At 67.6% G+C, this 17,454-nt stretch carries 14 protein-coding genes; 5 read left to right on the forward strand and 9 right to left on the reverse strand.

The genetic code is table 11. From position 1 onward, the window contains the following. Positions 1-37: 37 nt before the first annotated feature. The 5 genes from LDO54_RS19940 to LDO54_RS19960 form a co-directional block, all read right to left on the reverse strand. Entirely contained in the window at positions 38-223 is a 186-nt protein-coding gene (locus LDO54_RS19940) for a hypothetical protein (protein WP_224012397.1), read from the reverse strand. A 327-nt stretch (positions 224-550) separates the two neighbouring features. Then, on the reverse strand, positions 551-1,819 hold the full coding sequence (locus tag LDO54_RS19945) for an MFS transporter (RefSeq protein WP_224012398.1): 1,269 nt from the start codon (positions 1,817-1,819) through the stop codon (positions 551-553). A gap of 114 nt (positions 1,820-1,933) precedes the next feature. Beyond that, positions 1,934-3,520, reverse strand: coding sequence for an efflux transporter outer membrane subunit (locus LDO54_RS19950; protein ID WP_436975630.1), 1,587 nt, complete (start codon positions 3,518-3,520; stop codon positions 1,934-1,936). Continuing rightward, positions 3,517-4,740 carry an efflux RND transporter periplasmic adaptor subunit gene (locus LDO54_RS19955; RefSeq protein ID WP_224012399.1) on the reverse strand — a complete coding sequence of 408 codons (1,224 nt, stop codon included), beginning with the start codon at positions 4,738-4,740 and terminating at the stop codon, positions 3,517-3,519. The genes LDO54_RS19950 and LDO54_RS19955 overlap by 4 nt, the downstream gene beginning before the upstream one ends. Before the next feature lie 36 nt (positions 4,741-4,776). Further along, entirely contained in the window at positions 4,777-7,953 is a 3,177-nt protein-coding gene (locus tag LDO54_RS19960) for an efflux RND transporter permease subunit (protein WP_224012400.1), read from the reverse strand. A 713-nt stretch (positions 7,954-8,666) separates the two neighbouring features. On the opposite strand from LDO54_RS19960, the gene LDO54_RS19965 reads away from it, so the two are divergent. Together LDO54_RS19965 and LDO54_RS19970 are read left to right on the forward strand one after the other, a co-directional pair. Then, positions 8,667-8,879, forward strand: a complete 213-nt coding sequence (locus LDO54_RS19965) for a hypothetical protein (RefSeq protein WP_205994888.1) — start codon at positions 8,667-8,669, stop codon at positions 8,877-8,879. Positions 8,880-9,150: 271 nt separating this feature from the next. After that, entirely contained in the window at positions 9,151-10,206 is a 1,056-nt protein-coding gene (locus LDO54_RS19970; protein WP_436975631.1) for a serine/threonine protein kinase, read from the forward strand. A 9-nt stretch (positions 10,207-10,215) separates the two neighbouring features. Here the strand turns inward: LDO54_RS19970 and LDO54_RS19975 are convergent, their stop codons facing one another. After that, complete coding sequence (locus LDO54_RS19975; protein ID WP_224012401.1) at positions 10,216-12,225, reverse strand: DUF3857 domain-containing transglutaminase family protein; 2,010 nt, start codon at positions 12,223-12,225, stop codon at positions 10,216-10,218. 321 nt (positions 12,226-12,546) lie between these two features. Between LDO54_RS19975 and LDO54_RS19980 the strand changes: the two genes are divergently transcribed. From LDO54_RS19980 to LDO54_RS19990, 3 genes are all read left to right on the forward strand, one after another. Beyond that, positions 12,547-13,245: a PepSY-associated TM helix domain-containing protein gene (locus LDO54_RS19980; protein ID WP_224012410.1), complete on the forward strand. Its 699-nt coding sequence runs from the start codon at positions 12,547-12,549 to the stop codon at positions 13,243-13,245. 344 nt (positions 13,246-13,589) lie between these two features. After that, positions 13,590-14,993, forward strand: a complete 1,404-nt coding sequence (locus LDO54_RS19985) for an L-lactate MFS transporter (RefSeq protein WP_224012402.1) — start codon at positions 13,590-13,592, stop codon at positions 14,991-14,993. A gap of 13 nt (positions 14,994-15,006) precedes the next feature. Beyond that, complete coding sequence (locus LDO54_RS19990) at positions 15,007-15,141, forward strand: MFS transporter small subunit (RefSeq protein WP_224012403.1); 135 nt, start codon at positions 15,007-15,009, stop codon at positions 15,139-15,141. 148 nt (positions 15,142-15,289) lie between these two features. On the opposite strand, the gene LDO54_RS19995 is transcribed toward LDO54_RS19990, so the two are convergent. The 3 genes from LDO54_RS19995 to LDO54_RS20005 all read right to left on the reverse strand — a co-directional run. Further along, positions 15,290-16,309 (reverse strand): XdhC family protein, encoded by a 1,020-nt coding sequence (locus tag LDO54_RS19995; protein ID WP_224012404.1) that lies wholly within the window; start codon positions 16,307-16,309, stop codon positions 15,290-15,292. After that, positions 16,282-16,896, reverse strand: coding sequence for a CoxG family protein (locus tag LDO54_RS20000; RefSeq protein ID WP_224012405.1), 615 nt, complete (start codon positions 16,894-16,896; stop codon positions 16,282-16,284). The genes LDO54_RS19995 and LDO54_RS20000 overlap by 28 nt, the downstream gene beginning before the upstream one ends. Beyond that, positions 16,887-17,454: vWA domain-containing protein (locus LDO54_RS20005; RefSeq protein ID WP_224012406.1), on the reverse strand; the 568-nt coding region annotated here is incomplete at its 5' end. The genes LDO54_RS20000 and LDO54_RS20005, both read right to left, overlap by 10 nt.

The raw sequence follows: 17,454 nt of genomic DNA on the forward strand, positions 1-17,454 counted from the left end.
CCCGCGCATCCCGCGCCGCCTGGATCGCTGCGATGCGCTACATGAGCACAGGCAGCGTTTCGACCAGCGCGACCGCGACCATGGCGCCGATCAGCGCGCCGATCACGCGCAAGGTGTTGTGCCGGAATTCGGTCGCGCAGGGCAAGGCGCCGAGAAAGAGCGCGCCGGCGAGGGCCATCGGGATGATCATCACGAAATCGCCGATCGTGAAATATCCTTGCATGCTCGTCTCCTTTTTTCGTGGGGCGGCAGGGCGCGGCGCGTTCAATCGAGGTTTCTTCTATCGCACGGTGTGCGGCGCTGCGGCTGCGGGCCTGAATCGAGTATAGGTGAGGCTTGCAAACCGGACGCCTCGCGCGCGGGCCGCGTGTGCGTCGCCGCACAGCCGCGCAGGCCCGCGTGGCGGGACCTGGCGGCGTCGCAGCCGACGCCGTGCGGCGCGTGCACGCAGCGCCTTCAGGTTACGAACAGCTTTCGAATCGATGCGGGGTGCTTCAAATTACGTTTAAAACGCCACCGAAGCGCCACCTGAAACGCCGCATTTGAGCGATCACGCCGCTCCGTCGCGTTCCCGTGCGCGCAGCACGCACGCCAGCGCCAGACCTGCCACGAGCAGCACGGCGACCAGACTCGCGACGCCGCCCCAGCCCCAGCCGGCCCAGAAGTGGCCGCCCACCGAACCCATGATGCTCGAACCCAGGTAATAGGCCAGCAAGTAGAGTGCCGCGGCCTGGCCCTTCGCTTCGCGCGCGAGGCGGCCGACCCAGCCGCTCGCCACCGCGTGGCCCGCGAAGAAGCCGATCGTCAGGCACGCGATGCCCGCGGCGATCGCGTAGAGCGGCGCGAACATCGTCAGCACGACGCCCGCGAGCATCAGCGCGAGGCTGGCGATCAGCACACGTCCGCGACCGAAGGTGTCGGCCATGCGGCCCGACCACGGCGAGGCCACCACGCCGGTCAGATAGACGAGGAAGATCGCGCCGATGGCCGCCTGGCTCATGCTGTACGGCGGCGCGATCAGCCGGTAGCCGATGTAGTTGTAGAGCGTGACGAAGCTGCCCATCAGCACGAAACCCATCACGAACAGCACGGGCAGGCCGGGCCGTCCGAAGTGGCGCATGAGCGCCGCGCGGTGATGCGAGAAGCCGAGCCCGCGCTTGGGCACGAAATGGCGCGACGGCGGCAGCAGCGAACGGAACGCGAACATCGAGCAGAGCCCCAGCACGCCGATCACGGCCACGGCCACGCGCCAGCCGAACAGGTCGGTGCAGATGCCGGTGATCACGCGTCCGGCCATGCCGCCGATGGCGGTGCCGCCCACATAGAGGCCCATCGAGAGGCCGAGGCCCTCGGGATGCATTTCCTCCGCGAGCCAGGCCATTGCGACCGCGGGCACGCCGCCCAGCGCGATGCCTTCGAGCATGCGCAGCACGAGCAGCGTCTGCCAGTGGGGCACGAACGCGACGGCGAGTGTCAGCAGCGACGAGGCCGTCAGCGAGGCCGTCATCATCGTGCGGCGGCTCCAGCCTTCGGAGAAGAAGCCCGCGACGAAGATCGCGCCCGCGAGCGCGGCCGTGGAAAACGACAGCGAGAGGCTGCTTTGCGCCGGGCTCACGCCGAAGGTCTGCGAAAACGCGGGCAGCAGCGGCTGCACGCAGTAGAGCAGCGAGAACGTGGCGTAGCCCGCGAACAGCAGCGCGAGGCTCGCGCGCCAGAAGGCGGGCGTGCCGCGCTCGATATAGGGAAGGGTCGCGCTGGGGGAAGCGGCGGAGGCGCTGCTGGGCGCGGTCTTGCGGTCGGCGCCCGGTGATGCGGTCACGACTGGAACTCCTGCGGAAAATGGCAAAGGCGCAACGATACGCCTGTTGCACGATCCGTGCCGCGCCAATTTGCAGTGCGCGGCGAGCGGCGCGTGGTGCGCTTTGCGAAAGCCTCAGTCGTGCGAAACAGCGGACGGGGCTGCGTTCGTCGTTGCGTGCGCCGTTGCGTCTGTCGTTGCGTGGGCAACCGAAGCGGGCGCGGGCGCGGGCGCTGCGCCATCGACCGAAGCCAGCGCCGCCGCGTTCCACCCGCCGCCCAGCGCTTTCACGAGCGCGACGCTCGCCGCGAGCCGCCGACGCGCGATCGTCACCGCCTCGCGCTCGTTCGAGAGCGCCGTGGTTTGCGCCACCACCACATCGAGATAGGTGATCGCGCCGTTCTTGTAGCGATCCTCGACGATCGCGAGCGTGCGCTTCGCGGCATCGACGGCGCGGTCCTGCGCCACCGCTTCCTGTTCGAGCACGCGCAGCGCCGCGAGGTTGTCCTCGACCTGGCCGAACGCATCGAGCACGGTTTGCCGATACTGCGCGACGCTGGCGTCGTACTGCGCGCGCGCCTCGTTGCGCACCGCCTCGCGTCCGCCGAAGTCGAGCAGCGTGCCCGCGAGCGCCGGCCCGAGCGACCAGAAACGCGCGGGCGCGACGAGCCACTGGCTGTAGTTCGTCGCCTCCAGGCCGCCTGTGACCGCGAGCATCAGGCTCGGGAAGAACGCGGCCGTGGCCACGCCCACCTGCGCGTTGGCGGCGGCCACGCGGCGCTCGGCGGCGGCGATGTCGGGGCGGCGCTCCAGCAGCGTCGACGGCACGCCAGGCGGCGACGCGAACGGCTGCGCCGACAGCGGCGCGCCGGGCAGCACGGCGAGCGTGAACGTGGAAGGCGGCTGCCCGACGAGAATCGCGATGGCGTGTTCGAGCTGCGCGCGCTGCACGCCGAGATCGATCGCCTGCGCTTCGGTGGTCTGCAACTGCGTCTGCGCCTGGCCGACATCGGCGTCGGTGGCGATGCCGCCGTCGTAGCGATGCTGTGTGAGCGCGAGCGACTCGCGATAGGCGGCGAGCGTGTCGTCGAGCAGGCGGCGCTCGCGGTCGATGCCTCGGAGTTCGAAGTAATCGGTTGCGAGTTCGGCCTGCATCGAGAGCAGCACGGCCTGCATGTCGGCGGCGCTCGCCTGCGCGTTGGCGCGCGCGCTTTCGACGCTGCGCGCGACGCGTCCCCAGACGTCGGGCTCCCAGGTGGCGTCGAGGCCCACGCTGTAGTCGTTGATGGTGCGCCCGGCCTTCGAGGTGTAGGCGAGGTTTTCCGACGTGCGCGTGCGCGAAAAACCGGCGCCGGCCGTCACGACGGGAAAGAAGCTGGAGCGCTGCTGCGCGACGTTCGCGCGCGCCGCGCGAAAGCGCGCCTGCGCGGCCTGCACGTTCTGATTGGCTTCGCCGACGCGTGCTTCCAGCGCGTCGAGCTGGGCGTCGCCGTAAATCTGCCACCACGCGCCGCGCGACGCGGCGTCGGCGGGCTGGGCGGGCGTCCAGCCGGTGTTGTCGAGTTTCCTGGCGTCGACTTCCTTATACGTGGCCGCGACGTCCGCCGTCGGGCGCACGTAGTCGGGGCCGACCTTGCAGCCCGCGACGAGCGCGCTCAGCGGAACCATCCACGCGGCCATGAACGCGGCGCGCACCGCGAGATTGAACACGCGCCGCGTCATGATCCTTCCGCCTCCGAACCGGCGGGTTGGGCTGGCTTCGTGTTCGCCTTCGGCGCGACGATCCGCACGGGCGTCCCGTCGACGATCGAATCCTGCGGATTGACGATCACGCGAGCCTGCGCGTCGAGCCCGTCGGCGACCGCCACGCGCGTGCCGAAGTCGGTGCCGAGCGTGACCTTCACGAGCTTCACGCGCGCGTTCGCGTCGACGGTCGCGACCATCACGCCGTGCGGGCGGAACAGAAACGCGTTGCCGGGCAGCGTGAGCGGCGTCGCCTCGCCGTCGAGCGCGAAATGCACCTGCGCGTAGGCGCCGGGCAGCAGCGCGCCGCTGGCATTGTTCACGTCGACTTCGACGAGCATCGTGCGCTGCTGCGGATCGACCGCTCCCGCCGTGCGCGCGATCACGCCCGGATAACGCGCGCCCTGCGTTTCGTTGAGCGTCAGATACGCGTGCGCGCCGGGCTTGATCTGCTGCGCGTAGGCTTGCGGCACGTTTGCGTAGACGCGCAGCCGGTCGGCCTGCGCCACGTGAAAAAGCTCCTTCTGCGGACCGCCCGAACTGCCCGCGTCGATCAGCGCGCCGACGTCCACGTTGCGCGCCGTGACGATGCCGTCGAACGGCGACGTCACGCGCTGATACGACTGCAACTGCGTGAGCCGCGACACGTTGAAACGCGCCGCATCGAGCGTGGCTTTCTTCGCGAGCATGTCGCCGACTTTCTCGTCGGTTTCCTGCTTCGAGACCGAGCGGTTTTGCAGCATCTGCGTCCAGCGGTCGGCCGTGGTTTTCGCGAGCGCGTAGTTCGCTTCGGCGTTGGCGAGATCGGCGCGCGCGGCGCGCAATTGATCGTCGACTTCGGGCGCGTCGATTTCCGCGAGCAGTTGGCCCGCCTTCACGTGCGCGCCGATATCGGCGGTCCACTTGCGCAGATAGCCGTTGGTGCGCGCGTAGATCGGCGTGTCGAGAAAGGCCTGCACGTTGCCGGGCAGCACGAGGTCGAGCGCGTGCGCCGAACGCTGCGGCGAGACCACCTGCACGCTGAGCACGCTGGCCCGTTGCGCGTCTTTTTCGAGCGCCGCGTGCGCGCTGTGACGCGACCAGATGCCTTGCGCCGCGAGCGCGATCACGACGAGCACCGCAAGCGCGAACGGCCAGCGCCGCGCGCGGCGAGTTTCGCCAGGTTCGCGGGAATCGGGAGGCGGCGCTTCAGCGTGCATGGTCGATCCGCGTGAAAGAGAGAAGGGATGAGGTCATCATGGTTTCGGAACGACGTGTTCGATGGCGCGCTGGCGGCGTGCGCCGAGCTGGCGATAGACGAGCGAAAACACCACGGGCACGAACACCAGCGTGGCGAGCGTGCCCACGAGCAGGCCGCCGATCACGGCGCGCCCGAGCGGCGCGTTCTGCTCGCCGCCTTCGCCGAGCCCGAGCGCCATCGGCACCATGCCGATCACCATCGCGAGCGCGGTCATCAGCACGGGACGAAAGCGCGTGTAGCCCGCTTCGATGGCGGCGCGCGCGGCGTCGCCATGCTCGCGCAACTGTTCGCGCGCGAAGCTGATGACGAGAATCGAGTTCGCCGTGGCGATGCCGATGCACATGATCGCGCCCGTGAGCGCGGGAATGGACAGCGTGGTGTGCGTGAGGAACAGCATCCAGACGATGCCCGCGAGTGCGCCCGGCAGCGCCGTGATGATGATGAACGGATCGAGCCACGACTGGAAATTCACCACGATCAGCAGATAGACGAGCACGATCGCGAACACGAGTCCGCCGAATAATCCGGAGAACGAATCGTTCATCGTCTGCACCTGGACGCGCAGCACGATGGCCGATCCCTTGGGCAGATCGGCGCGCGCGTCGTCGATGATCTTGCGGATGTCGTCGGAGACCGCGCCGAGATCGCGGCCGTCGGCGCTGCCGTAAATGTCGATGGCGGTCTGCGCGTTGTAGTGCGAGACCACGGCCTCGCCGGACTCGCGCCGCATGCTTGCGAGCGCGCCGAGAATATTGCTGCGGCCGTTCGCGGTGAGCGGAATGTTGGCGAGCGACTGTAGCGAATCGATCGTGTATTGCGGCGCTTCCGTGACCACGTTGTAGCTCACGCCGTTCATCGGATTGAGCCAGAACGTGGGCGTGGTCTGCTGGCTGCCCGAGAGCGTGATGAGCAGATCGCTCGCCACGTCTTTCTGCGTGAAGCCCGCCTGTTGCGCGCGCGTGCGGTCCACGTCGATGAAGATGCGCGGCAGGTCGGCGGGCTGCTGGATGCGCGCATCGGCGAGACCGGGCACGCTGCGCAGTTTCGCGAGCAGGCGCGCGGCGAAGGCGCGGTTGGCCGTGGCGTCGCGGCCCGTGATCTGCACGTCGATCGGCGCGGGCATGCCGAAGTTCAGCGTCTGGCTCACGATATCGGCGGGCAGAAACGCGAACTGCACGCCGGGGAATTCGTCGTTGAGCGCGCGGCGCAGTTCGCGCACGTAGTCGGCGGTCGGGCGATGGTCTTCGTTCAGCGAGATCAGCACGTCGGCGTCCGAGGTGCCGATGGTGCCCGTGTTGCTGTACGAGAGATTGATGCCCGACACCGGCAGGCCGATGTTGTCGATGATCGAATGCAGCTCGCGCGGCGGAATCAGTGCGCGAATGCGCGCGTCGACGCGATCGGTGAGCACCGCGGTTTCCTCCACGCGCATGCCGGTCTTCGCGCGCAGATGCAGCGCGATGGTGCCCGCGTCGACTTGCGGAAAGAAGTCGCGGCCGAGAAACGGCATCAGCAGCAGCGAGGCGCCGCAGCAGACGAGAAAGAGCGTGACGAAGCTCACCGGACGCGCGACGCGCGCCGCAAGAAACGCGCGATAGCGCACGCGCGTGCGCTCGAAGCCGCGCTCGAACGCGAGGTGCACGCGCATGAACGGATTGCGCGTGCCTTCGCGATGAAAGTCCTCGCTCTTGTGATGCTGGCGCAGCAGGTATTTCGCGAGCGTCGGCACCAGCGTGCGCGAGAAGAAATACGAGGCGAGCATCGCGAACACCACGGCTTCCGCGAGCGGAATGAACAGATAGTGCGCGACGCCCGTGAGCAGGAACATCGGCACGAACACGATGCAGATCGAGAGCGTCGAGACCAGCGTGGGAATCGCGATCTGATGCGCGCCGTCGAGAATCGCCTGTTCGAGCGTCTTGCCCTGTTCGAGCTGCTGGCTGATGTTTTCGATCGCGACCGTGGCGTCGTCCACGAGAATGCCGACCGCGAGCGCGAGGCCGCCGAGCGTCATGATGTTGATGGTTTCGCCGAGCGCCGCGAGCGCGATGATCGAGGTGATCATCGAGAGCGGAATCGACACGGCGATGATCAGCGTCGCGCGCCAGTTGCCGAGAAAGAGCAGGATCATCAGCGCGGTGAGCGCGGCGGCGATCAGCGCCTCGCGCAGCACGCCCGTAATCGAGGCGCGCACGAACAGCGACTGGTCCGCGACCGGATCGATGTTCAGCGACGGCGGCACGAGGTTGCGTAGCTGCGGCATCATCGCCTTGATACGGTCGACGATATCGAGCGTCGACGTGTTGCCGCTCTTGTTGATGGTGAGCAGCGCGGCGCGCTGGCCGTCCACGCGCACGATGTTGGTCTGCGGCACGAAGCCGTCGCGCACGTGCGCCACGTCGCGCAGATAAATCGTGCCGTTCGCCGTGGTTTTCACGGGAATGTCATTGAGACCGGCGAGGGTATCGGGACTCGCGTTCATCAGCACCGAATACTCGGTCGCGCCGATCTTCGCGGTGCCCGACGGCAGGATCAGGTTCTGCGTGCTGATCGCGCTGACCACGTCCATCGGCGAGAGATTGTGCTGCTGCAATTCGCGCTGATCGATGTCGACCATGATCTGCCGCTGCTTGCCGCCATACGGCAGCGGCGCGCTCGCGCCGGGCACGGTGGCGAGCTGGGTCTTCAGGAAGTTGTTGCCGTAGTCGAACAGCTCCTGCTCGGTGAGCTGCGCGGAAGACAGCGAGAGCCGCAGGATCGGCACGGTCGAGGCGTTGTAGCGCAGGATCGACGGCGGCGTGATGCCGGGCGGCAGCTGGCGCAATTGCGTCTGCGAGAGCGCGGTCACTTCGGCGAGCGCTTCCTGCACGTTCGCGTGCGGCTGGAAGAAGATCTTCACGACCGCGATGCCGTTGAGCGAAGTCGATTCGGTGTGCTCGATGTCGTTGACGGCCACCGAGAGACCGCGCTCGTAGTTGAGCGCGATGCGCCGCGACATCTCGTCGGCGGGCAGGCCCGTGTAGGTCCAGATGACCGAGAGCACGGGAATGTCGATATTCGGGAAGATGTCCGTGGGCGTGCGCACGATCGTCAGGGGTCCGACGATCAGCAGCAGCAATGCGAGCACGACGAACGTATACGGGCGCTTGAGTGCGAGCCGGACGATCCACATGGAACGGCGATTCCTTCGCTCTGGGGCGATGCGCCGCGCCGTGGCGTTTCGGGCGGCGGATGTTTATCCGATTGATCCGATCGCTATCGGGGTGCTCGGTGGCGGCTTGCCGGGCGGCGCGCCGTTTGTCTCCTTGGGACTGGACTATAGCGCCTGAGCGCGCCCGTGTGCAGGGGTTGCTTCATTCGTGCGCGTCGCCGACGGCCGCGCGATGGCGCGCAACGCCGTGCCGGAAAGGCGAAAAGACAGGCGCGGATTCACCATCTGGTACAGTCAGCGTTTCGTAAGTGGCGCGGATTGATGATTCATTCGCGCTCGATTGGCGCCTGATTCACGCGCGAATCGTGCTGGATCGACGTGTCGGATCGATGCGTTGGCGACGCAACGGCCGTTCGCGCGGCGCTCGCTGGATTGGCCGAACAGCGCCATGGAATGCGCTGTATTCGACGCTGCACGAACACGCGCGGCGTGCGAAAGTAGTGCGAAATGACCAGCATGCCTGTCTTTGACGGGCTTCGCCATTGTTCGGCCCCCCTATTTTTTTGCTTTGCGGGCGTGCCCAAACAGGCAACAATGGGGAAACCGGTGGGTGCAAGCGGGCCGCCGGAGCAGGTTGGATGCATGCGCAACCTCGTGGTGTGCGCAGCGGTTTTTGTCAGTACACTGACCGGCTTTTCCTGCGAGAAAGCCGGCAATGGGAACGGGGAAACATCATGCAAATCGGTTCTATCGTCCGCACCGTCCATATCGCCGTGCCTAACGGGGCACGCGGCATCGTGCAACGTATTCTCGGCGACATGGCCATGGTCACGTGGTACACCGGCGAGCCCGGCGCGTCGAAAGAGCTCAATACCGAGCCCTTTTTTCTCGAAGACCTGATCGACACGGGCGAGCACGTCATGCCCGCCGGCGCGAAGGTGCATTGAGCCTCGCGGGGCGGCTTGCGCCTGCCTGCGCCTGCTCTCCACGCTGTTCACGCCTCACACGCCGTCCACGCTGCACACGTCCTTCCTCGAAGCGGGGCTTGTCCCCGCTGCCTGCCTGAGCGCCCGGTTTAACGTTTGACTGCGAGGCTGCGCGCCGCACACGGCGCGCGCGGCCACGGCAATCCGGATCGGCTTGCGATCCGCTTTCGGCGCGCGTCAAATCCCGCGTTTGCGGCTCGCCGCCGCGCCCCGCACGATGCACAATGCGGGGATGAACGACGATACCTCCTTCCCCTCCGACGACCCGCAATCGGCAGAATCGGCACACGCCGGCGCGCAGCCCGCGCCGTACGCGCGCCTGACGCCCGAGTGCGTGCTCGACGCCGTCGACAGCGTGCTGATGCCCGCGGGCGAGCGTACCGATGGCCGCATGCTCGCGCTCAACAGCTACGAAAACCGCGTCTATCAGGTCGGCGTCGAGGACGTGCAGCCGCTGGTCGCGAAGTTCTATCGGCCCGAGCGCTGGAGCGACGAAGCGATTCTCGAAGAACACGCCTTCGTGGCCGACCTCGCCGCGCGCGAGATTCCGGCCGTGCCCGCGCGCGTGCTGGAGGGCCGTTCGCTGCATGAATTCGAGGGTTTCCGCTTCGCGCTGTTCGAGCGGCGCGGCGGCCGCGCGCCCGAACTCGACCGCAGCGACGTGCTCGAATGGATCGGCCGATTCATCGGACGGATTCACGCCGTGGGCGCGACGCAGCCGTATCGCGCGCGCCCGTCGATCGACATTCAAAGCTATGGCTACGAACCGCGCGACTGGCTGATCGAGCACGACTTCGTGCCCGCCGACGTGCGCGGCGCGTGGCAGACCGCGATCGGACTCGCGCTCGAAGGCGTCGAGGCGGCGTTCGAGCGCGCGGGCGACGTGCGCCAGTTGCGTCTGCATGGCGACTGCCATCCGAGCAACGTGCTCTGGACCGACGCGGGCCCGCATTTCGTCGACTTCGACGACAGCCGCATGGGCCCCGCCGTGCAGGATCTCTGGCTGCTGCTGCCCGGCGACCGCGAAGGCGCGTCGCGCGCGCTCGCCGATCTGCTCGCGGGCTACGAAGATTTCAGCGAGTTCGATCCGCGTGAGCTGCATCTGATCGAAGCGCTGCGCACGCTGCGTCTGATTCACTATTCGGCGTGGCTCGCGCGCCGCTGGCACGATCCCGCGTTCCCGGCTGCGTTTCCGTGGTTCAACACGCAGCGTTACTGGGAGGAGCGCATTCTCGAATTGCGCGAGCAGATCGGCGCGATGCAGGAAGGGCCGCTCTGGCCGGTTTGAAGCTCGCGGTTAATCCGCGCCGGGATTGGATATCGAATCGGGCGGCGCATCGGGCATCGTTCCGGGTATGGATGCCGGTTTCGATGCGGGCTTCACGATCAACTGCGCGCGCAGGTCGCGCGCCATCGTTTCGAAGGCCGGGCGCATCTGCGTGAAGTCGTCGGCGCTACAGACGTCGCTCGCGAAATGCGTGCGCCCGGTGCGCGTCACGCGCAGCACGTTCGCCTGCGCGTCGAGCCGATACTGCGAGCGGTAATCGACGAACGCGTTGCCCGCCTGTTGCGGCGACGGCACGTCGAGCACGCGCAGACTCGCGGGCAGCGCGATGCGCGCGCGCTCGGTCACCTCCACGTTGCGGCACACGAACGGCTGCGTGCGGCGCGTTTCGCCGAGCCAGTAGCGCAGATTCGCGTCGAGCCCGCCCACGAGGCTCGTGAGCGTCGGCACCGGCGTGGTCATCTGCGGATCGACGAAACTGTCGAGCGTGCCCGTCAGCGTGACGACGAGCGGCCCGCCCGTCGCGTCGAGCGGACTCGACGCGAGCGTGGCGCTGCCGCGCAGATTCGCGTTGCGCAATTCCCATTGCAGCGATTCCTCGCGCTGCGCGGGCGTTTGCAGACGCAGCACGCTGCGCGTCTGCTCGGCGGCCCAGCCTTCCGATTGCAGCCGATAAACGAAGCGCGCCGAGCCGTCGGGCGCGACGGTGATGTCGAGATCGCTGTCGCGCTGGGTGATGGCGGTGGCGGGCGTGCTCATCAGCGTGCCGTCGCCGGCCAGCACGGTCTGGCGGTTCATGTCGGTCGACGGCAGATAGCCGAATTCGACGTTGCTCGCGGTGGAGTCGGCGAACATCTGCAAATCGGGCAGCCACGTGATGACGTGATTGATCACGCCGAAGCCGGGCACGGCGGGCAGCGTGTAGATCGTGCCGCTGTTGAGCAGCGCGGGCGTGTTGCGCACGCCCACGGCGTCGAGCAGCGCGCCGTAGAGCGCGACGTGATCCTTGCAGTCGCCGTAGCGGTTCGCGAGCACCTCGCTCACGCGATGCGGCACGATCTCGCCGCGGCCGATGTTCATCGCCACGTAGCGGATATTGCGGCGCACCCAGTCGTAGAGTGTCTGCGCTTTCGCGCGTTCGGTGGTGTCGCGCGCGGTGAGCGTCTGCGCGAGCTGCACCACGGCGGGGTCGCGCGCGCTCGCGTCGATGGCGGCCTCGCGATAGACGCGCGCGAAGGCCGCGTAGTCGGGGAAGGTGGAGACCATCAGCCGGTCGCCGTAGCTTACGTAGGAAACCGAACCATATTCGAGGCGGCCGAAACTGCTCTTGTCGTAGCGGAATTCGTAGCGCGTGCGGCCGTGCGCGGTCACTGGTTGGATCGACGTGAAGCCGCGTGCGTCGGCGTAAAGCGGCACGCTGGCGGGCAGGTCGTAGATCACACGGAAATGGTGCGTGGGCGCCATGTCGGGCGGCGTGAAGTCGCTGAACCAGCCGGGCACGAGCGGCACGCGCTGGGTCTTGCGCCACGTGAGATGCACGCGCGCGCCGGGCTCGACGGCGGGGAACACGATGACCTTGTCCTGCACATCCTGGAACATCGGCGCGTCGAACGAACGCACTTCCTGGACGTCGCGGATCTGGTCGGGACGCACGTCGTGGCGGCCGCCCCGGGCGTCCTCGGTCCACGCTTCGAGAATCTCGACGTGCGCCATCTCGCGGTTGAACCACACGTAATACTGGCCCGCGCGCGCGATGCCCGCCTCAGTGTTCACGCGCAGCGTGAGCGTGTCGGTCTTGGTGTACGAGCCGTCGGCGTTGATGACGAAGGTCTGGGTTTCCGCCTCGTTGGTGTAGGGCGCCTGGCTCGCCGAACCGGATGTCGAAGCCGGAGCCGAAACCGGCGCGGCGGCCGGAACGAGAACGGCGCTCGCGCCCGCTTCGAACGGCGCGCGCAATTCGGCCGCGCGCGTGCCGCCGGGCGCCGCGAGCAGGGCAAGGCAAATAACGAGGACGTAGCGCATGGCGGCCTTCTCGGGGGCTTCGCTGCGGTTGAGGGGGATTGCCTGCTTGTGCTTGTCGGTTGTGCTTGTCTGGTGCCCTTGCTGGTCTCTTCTTTGCCGCCCTGGCGTGTTTGCGCGCCACCCCTCACTTAAAAGTCATGCTATTCGCTTGTCAAGCGGCGCCCCCGCACAAGCGAGCGGATGGCCGCACGGCGGGTTTCGTCGCGGGCCGGCTTTCGAATATGTAATAATAACTATTCTCATTTGTAAGCTTGGCTGCGGCGCATGCCGCGGCGCCGTGTCTGGAGTTTTGCCGTGAATGCCCGTCTCGACGATGCCGCGATCGAATCGCCTCCCGTCCGTTCCGCTGTCAACGCGTCCGGGCAACCGCTGGACGCCGCCGATCTGGCCGCGCGTCGCCAGCGTTCGCGCCGCGCGACCTTCATCAAATGGCTGCGCAAGGTGCACGGCTGGGTGGGCCTCTGGGGCGCGGGGCTGGGCCTGTTGTTCGGCGTAACCGGTTTCCTGCTCAACCATCGCGCCGGGCCGATGAAGATCTCGTCGGGCGCGCAGCAGGTCAAGGAGATGCAGGTGGCGCTGCCCGAGGAGCGGCCGCAGTCGCCCGAGGCGCTCGCGCATTGGCTGCAGCGCGAGCTCGCGTTCGACGGCAAGCCCGGCAAGATCCGCCGCGAGAAGGCGCATCCGGTCGCGTGGGGCGATCGCAGCGTGGTGCAGCCCGAATCGTGGCAATTCGCGCTGATGGGGCCGCGCCAGAGCCTCGCCGTCGAGTACTGGGTGGGCAACACCACGGTCTCGGTGCGGCGCACGCAGAGCGCCTTCTTCGCCACGCTCAACAATCTGCACCGCGGCGTGGGCATGGGGATCGGCTGGGTGCTGCTGATGGACACCATCGCGGGCAGCCTGATCCTGCTCTCGCTGACCGGCGTGCTGCTGTGGACCGAACTGAACAAGCGCCGCACGATCGGCGTGGTGCTGGTCGCCGGTTCGGTGGCCGCCGCGTTCGCCGTCGGGTTGCTTTGACGCCACGGATCGCTAACGATTTACCCTGAGCCGCGCGGCGTCGACGCGGCTCGAATCACCCTCGGCCCGCGCTCGCAGGGCCGCAGTCAAGCGCTTTTGTTCGCTCTCCTGTCCTCCGTCATGGGCCTGTTCGGCCCATATGCATTTCTGTCTCATATTGCCAACACTCGCGCTGGGCACTAACGTTCGGGCGTGCCGAACTTTCGGCATGTAAGCGCTTCGTGCACGCACGCAGGAAAACCATCGCTACGGGGACCCATTCAGCGATTGCCGGCCGCCTTCGAGGCGGCGCAGGCACGTGTGCGCACGACATGACGGACATAGCTTCCCAAGGAGACCGACCAATGAGCAGCGTTGCGGATTCGACGCGCGGCACCGCACCCGCACCCTTCTTCTCTAAGGAGGCCACCATTGCACCGCCCGGCTTTTCACGCTGGATGGTGCCGCCCGCCGCGCTTGCGGTGCATCTGTGCATCGGCCAGGCGTACGCCTTTTCGGTGTTCAACTCGCCGCTGACGAAGGTGATCGGCGTGACGCAGTCCTCGCCGGACGACTGGACGCTCACCTCGCTCGGCTGGATCTTCTCGCTCGCGATCGTGTTCCTCGGCCTGTCCGCCGCGTTCGGCGGCAAGTGGCTCGAACGCGTCGGCCCGCGCCGCACGATGTTCACGGCGGCCTGCTGCTTCGGCGGCGGCTTCCTCGTCTCGGCGCTCGGCGTCTATCTGCATCAGATCGTGCTGCTGTATCTCGGCTATGGCGTGATCGGCGGCATCGGGCTGGGCCTCGGCTACGTCTCGCCGGTTTCGACGCTGATCCGCTGGTTCCCGGACCGCCGCGGCATGGCGACCGGCCTCGCGATCATGGGCTTCGGCGGCGGCGCGATGATCGCCGCACCGCTCTCCGTGATGCTGATGAAGCACTTTTCGAGCGACACGAGCGTGGGCGTCGCGCAGACCTTCGTGGTGCTGGGCATCGCCTATTTCATTTCGATGACGATCGGCTCGATCGCGATCCGCGTGCCCGCGCCGGGCTGGCAGCCCGCAGGCTGGACGCCGCCCGCGACCAGCGGCAAGCTGGTGTCGCGCTCGCACGTGCATATCGACCAGGCGCTCAAGACGCCGCAGTTCTACCTGATCTGGCTGGTGCTGTTCCTGAACGTGACGGCCGGCATCGGCATTCTCGGCCAGGCGTCGGTGATGATCCAGGAAAGCTTCAAGGACACCGTGACGGCGGGCGCCGCAGCGGGCTTCGTCGGCCTGCTCTCCCTTTTCAACATGGGCGGACGTTTCGTCTGGGCGTCGGCGTCGGACTGGGTCGGCCGCAAGAACACGTACTTCATCTTCTTCGTGTTCGGTGCGGTGCTCTACTACGCGGTGCCGCAGTTCGCGCAGAGCGGCAACATCGTGTTCTTCGTGCTCGCGTACTGCCTGATCCTCTCGATGTACGGCGGCGGCTTCTCGACCGTGCCCGCGTATCTCGCGGACATGTTCGGCACGGCTTTCGTCGGCGGCATTCACGGCCGTCTGCTGACCGCATGGGCGGCGGCGGGCGTGGCGGGTCCGGTGCTCGTGAACTACGTGCGCGCCTACCAGGTGGCGCATGGCGTGGCGAAGGCCGATGCCTACACGATGACCGTGCACATCATGGCTTCGCTGCTGGTGGTGGGTTTCCTCTGCAACCTGCTGGTGCGCCGCGTCGACGAGAAGCATCACATGAGCGACGCGCAACTCGCGGCCGCCGGTAAATAAGGAGTCGACCATCATGACGAACGCAACCGTGCAAACCGCGAAGTCCTCGAACAAGGCGCTGATGGCCGTGTTCTGGCTCTACGTGCTGGTGCCGCTCGTGTGGGGCGTGACCAACACGCTCGCGCAGGCGATGAAGCTGTTCGGCTAAAGCGCCGATCGCGACATAAGCGCGACATAAGCGCGACACCAGCGCAACGCGACAACGATGACAAGCGCCCGCCAAGGGCGCGAAATCCGCAGCACCCTACGGGCCGCCGGCGCAAGCCAGCGGCCCGTTTTTCATGCGCGCGTGCGCTTCACACGTGACACGATCCCGCGCTGGCGGCCTGCTCGCGCGCGGCCTTCGCGCCTTCCACCTGGAGGATCGTCGGCAGCGAGACGCCGTTCTTCGCCGCCGTCACTTCCGCGAGAATCGACACGGCGATCTCCGGCGGCGTGCGGCTGCCGATATAGATGCCCACCGGCCCATGCAGCCGCGCGAGTTCCGCGTCGCTGAGATCGAATTCCTTGAGCCGCTCGCGCCGCGCCGCGTTGTTGCGCCGCGAGCCCAGCGCGCCCACGTAGAACGCGGGCGTCTTGAGCGCCTCCATCAGCGCGAGGTCGTCGAGCTTCGGGTCGTGCGTGAGCGCGATCACGGCGCAGCGTTCGTCGAGCTTCATGTCGAGCACGGTGTCGTCGGGCATGGTGCGCACGAGCGTCGTGCCGGGCACGTCCCAGACGTCGGTGTATTCCTCGCGCGGGTCGCACACGGTCACCTGATAGTCGAGCCCCACGGCGATCTGGCAGAGATAGCGCGAGAGCTGCCCCGCGCCGATCACGAGCATGCGGTAGCGCGGGCCGTGAATGGTGAGCAGGCGGCGTTCGTCGAAATCGATGCCGTCGGTGGCGCTCGCGGGACCGAGCGTGGCTTGGCCGCTCGCGATGTCGAGCGTGCGCGCGACGAGTTCGCCGCGCTCCACCGCGTCGAGCAGCGTGCGGATGCCCGAGGCCGCGCTGAGCGGTTCGAGCACGAGCTGGATCGTGCCGCCGCAGGGCAGGCCGAAGCGGTGCGCCTCTTCGGCGCTGATGCCGTATTTCACGGCTTCGGGCTTCGTGATGTGGACGCCTTCGCGGCGCACGCGGTCGATCAGATCGTCCTCGATGCAGCCGCCCGAGACCGAGCCGGCCACGAGGCCGTCGTCGCGCACGACGAGCATCGCGCCTTCGGGACGCGGCGACGAGCCCCACGTTTTCACCACCGTCACCAGCAAGGCGCGGTGGCCTTCGTCCAGCCAGCGAACGCTGGATTTCAGGACTTCGAGATCCACGCTGTCCATGATCGTTTCCTCTTTTGCGTTTCCTCGCCGCTCGCCGATGGGTCGTCGGCGCTTGCGGCTTCCGTATTCGTGTCCGCCGCCTCGCCGGGCGCGGCGCTTTCGTTGGCTTGCGCGTTCGCATCGCCGCCCGCATCGCCACTCGCATTGCCTCCGAGCTGCTCGCCGAAGCGCTTGAAGAACTCGGCGGCGATCTTGCGCGCCGCGCCGTCGACGAGCCGCGAGCCGATCTGCGCGAGCTTGCCGCCGACCTGCGCGCTGGCGGTGTAGCTGAGCGTGGTGGCGTCGTCGCCAGCCGGTTCGAGCGTCACGCGCGCGTCGCCCTTGCCGAAGCCCGCTGCGCCGCCCTGGCCTTCGAACTGGATCGTATAGCTGCGCGGCGCGTCGATATCGGCGAGCTGCATGCGGCCTTTGAAGCGCGCCTTCACCGGCCCGACGGCGGCGGTCAGCGCGACAGCATACGCGTTTTCTCCGTCGGCCTCGATGCTCTCGCAGCCCGGAATGCACGCCTTCAGGATGGCCGTGTCGTTGAGCGCTTCCCACGCGCGCTGCTGCGGCACCGGCAGCGAGTGGGTTTCGGTCAGCTCCATCGTGTGGCTCCTTGATGTGGGGCGCGCGGCGGCGGCGCCTCGCGCAGGCTGCGCCCGAGCGCGTCGAGGCAGTCGAGGTTGTGGACCGGATAGTGCGCGTCGACGTGCGGCAGCATCGCCTGCACGCCGCGCGCTTTCGGTGCGAAATCGCGGTAACGCAGCAGCGGATTGAGCCAGATGACGCGATGCGCGAAGCGGTGCAGGCGCGCCATTTCGTCGTCGAGCGCGGCGGTGGCGTCGTGGTCGAGGCCGTCGGTGACCATCAGCACCGTGGCGCGGCCGCCGAGCATGCGGCGCGCCCAGCGCCGGTTGAATTCGGCGAGCGTCGCGCCGATGCGCGTGCCGCCCGACCAGTCGGCGACCTGCGCGGCGAGTTGCGCGAGCGCGATATCGGGATCGCGTTCGCGCAGCGCGCGCGTGGCGTAAGTGAGGCGCGTGCCGAACAGGAACACCTGCAGGCGTTCGCGCGACTGCAGCAGCGCGTGGCAGAAGTAGAGCACGGCGCGCGAGTAGGCGCTCATCGACCCGGAGATGTCGAGCAGCAGCACGAGCGGCAGC

Source organism: Paraburkholderia tropica (genome assembly GCF_914484835.1).
Taxonomy (GTDB): Bacteria; Pseudomonadota; Gammaproteobacteria; order Burkholderiales; family Burkholderiaceae; genus Paraburkholderia; species Paraburkholderia tropica_A.

Excerpts from the sequence above, each read along its gene's own strand:
- LDO54_RS19965 (WP_205994888.1), top strand. The coding sequence starts at position 8,667 with ATGCAAATCGGTTCTATCGTCCGCACCGTCCATATCGCCGTGCCTAAC.
- LDO54_RS19950 (WP_436975630.1), bottom strand. The coding sequence starts at position 3,520 with ATGACGCGGCGCGTGTTCAATCTCGCGGTGCGCGCCGCGTTCATGGCC.
- LDO54_RS19975 (WP_224012401.1), bottom strand. The coding sequence starts at position 12,225 with ATGCGCTACGTCCTCGTTATTTGCCTTGCCCTGCTCGCGGCGCCCGGC.
- LDO54_RS19940 (WP_224012397.1), bottom strand. The coding sequence starts at position 223 with ATGCAAGGATATTTCACGATCGGCGATTTCGTGATGATCATCCCGATG.
- LDO54_RS19995 (WP_224012404.1), bottom strand. The coding sequence starts at position 16,309 with ATGGACAGCGTGGATCTCGAAGTCCTGAAATCCAGCGTTCGCTGGCTG.
- LDO54_RS19990 (WP_224012403.1), top strand. The coding sequence starts at position 15,007 with ATGACGAACGCAACCGTGCAAACCGCGAAGTCCTCGAACAAGGCGCTG.
- LDO54_RS19970 (WP_436975631.1), top strand. The coding sequence starts at position 9,151 with ATGAACGACGATACCTCCTTCCCCTCCGACGACCCGCAATCGGCAGAA.
- LDO54_RS19985 (WP_224012402.1), top strand. The coding sequence starts at position 13,590 with ATGAGCAGCGTTGCGGATTCGACGCGCGGCACCGCACCCGCACCCTTC.
- LDO54_RS19955 (WP_224012399.1), bottom strand. The coding sequence starts at position 4,740 with ATGCACGCTGAAGCGCCGCCTCCCGATTCCCGCGAACCTGGCGAAACT.
- LDO54_RS19960 (WP_224012400.1), bottom strand. The coding sequence starts at position 7,953 with ATGTGGATCGTCCGGCTCGCACTCAAGCGCCCGTATACGTTCGTCGTG.
- LDO54_RS20000 (WP_224012405.1), bottom strand. The coding sequence starts at position 16,896 with ATGGAGCTGACCGAAACCCACTCGCTGCCGGTGCCGCAGCAGCGCGCG.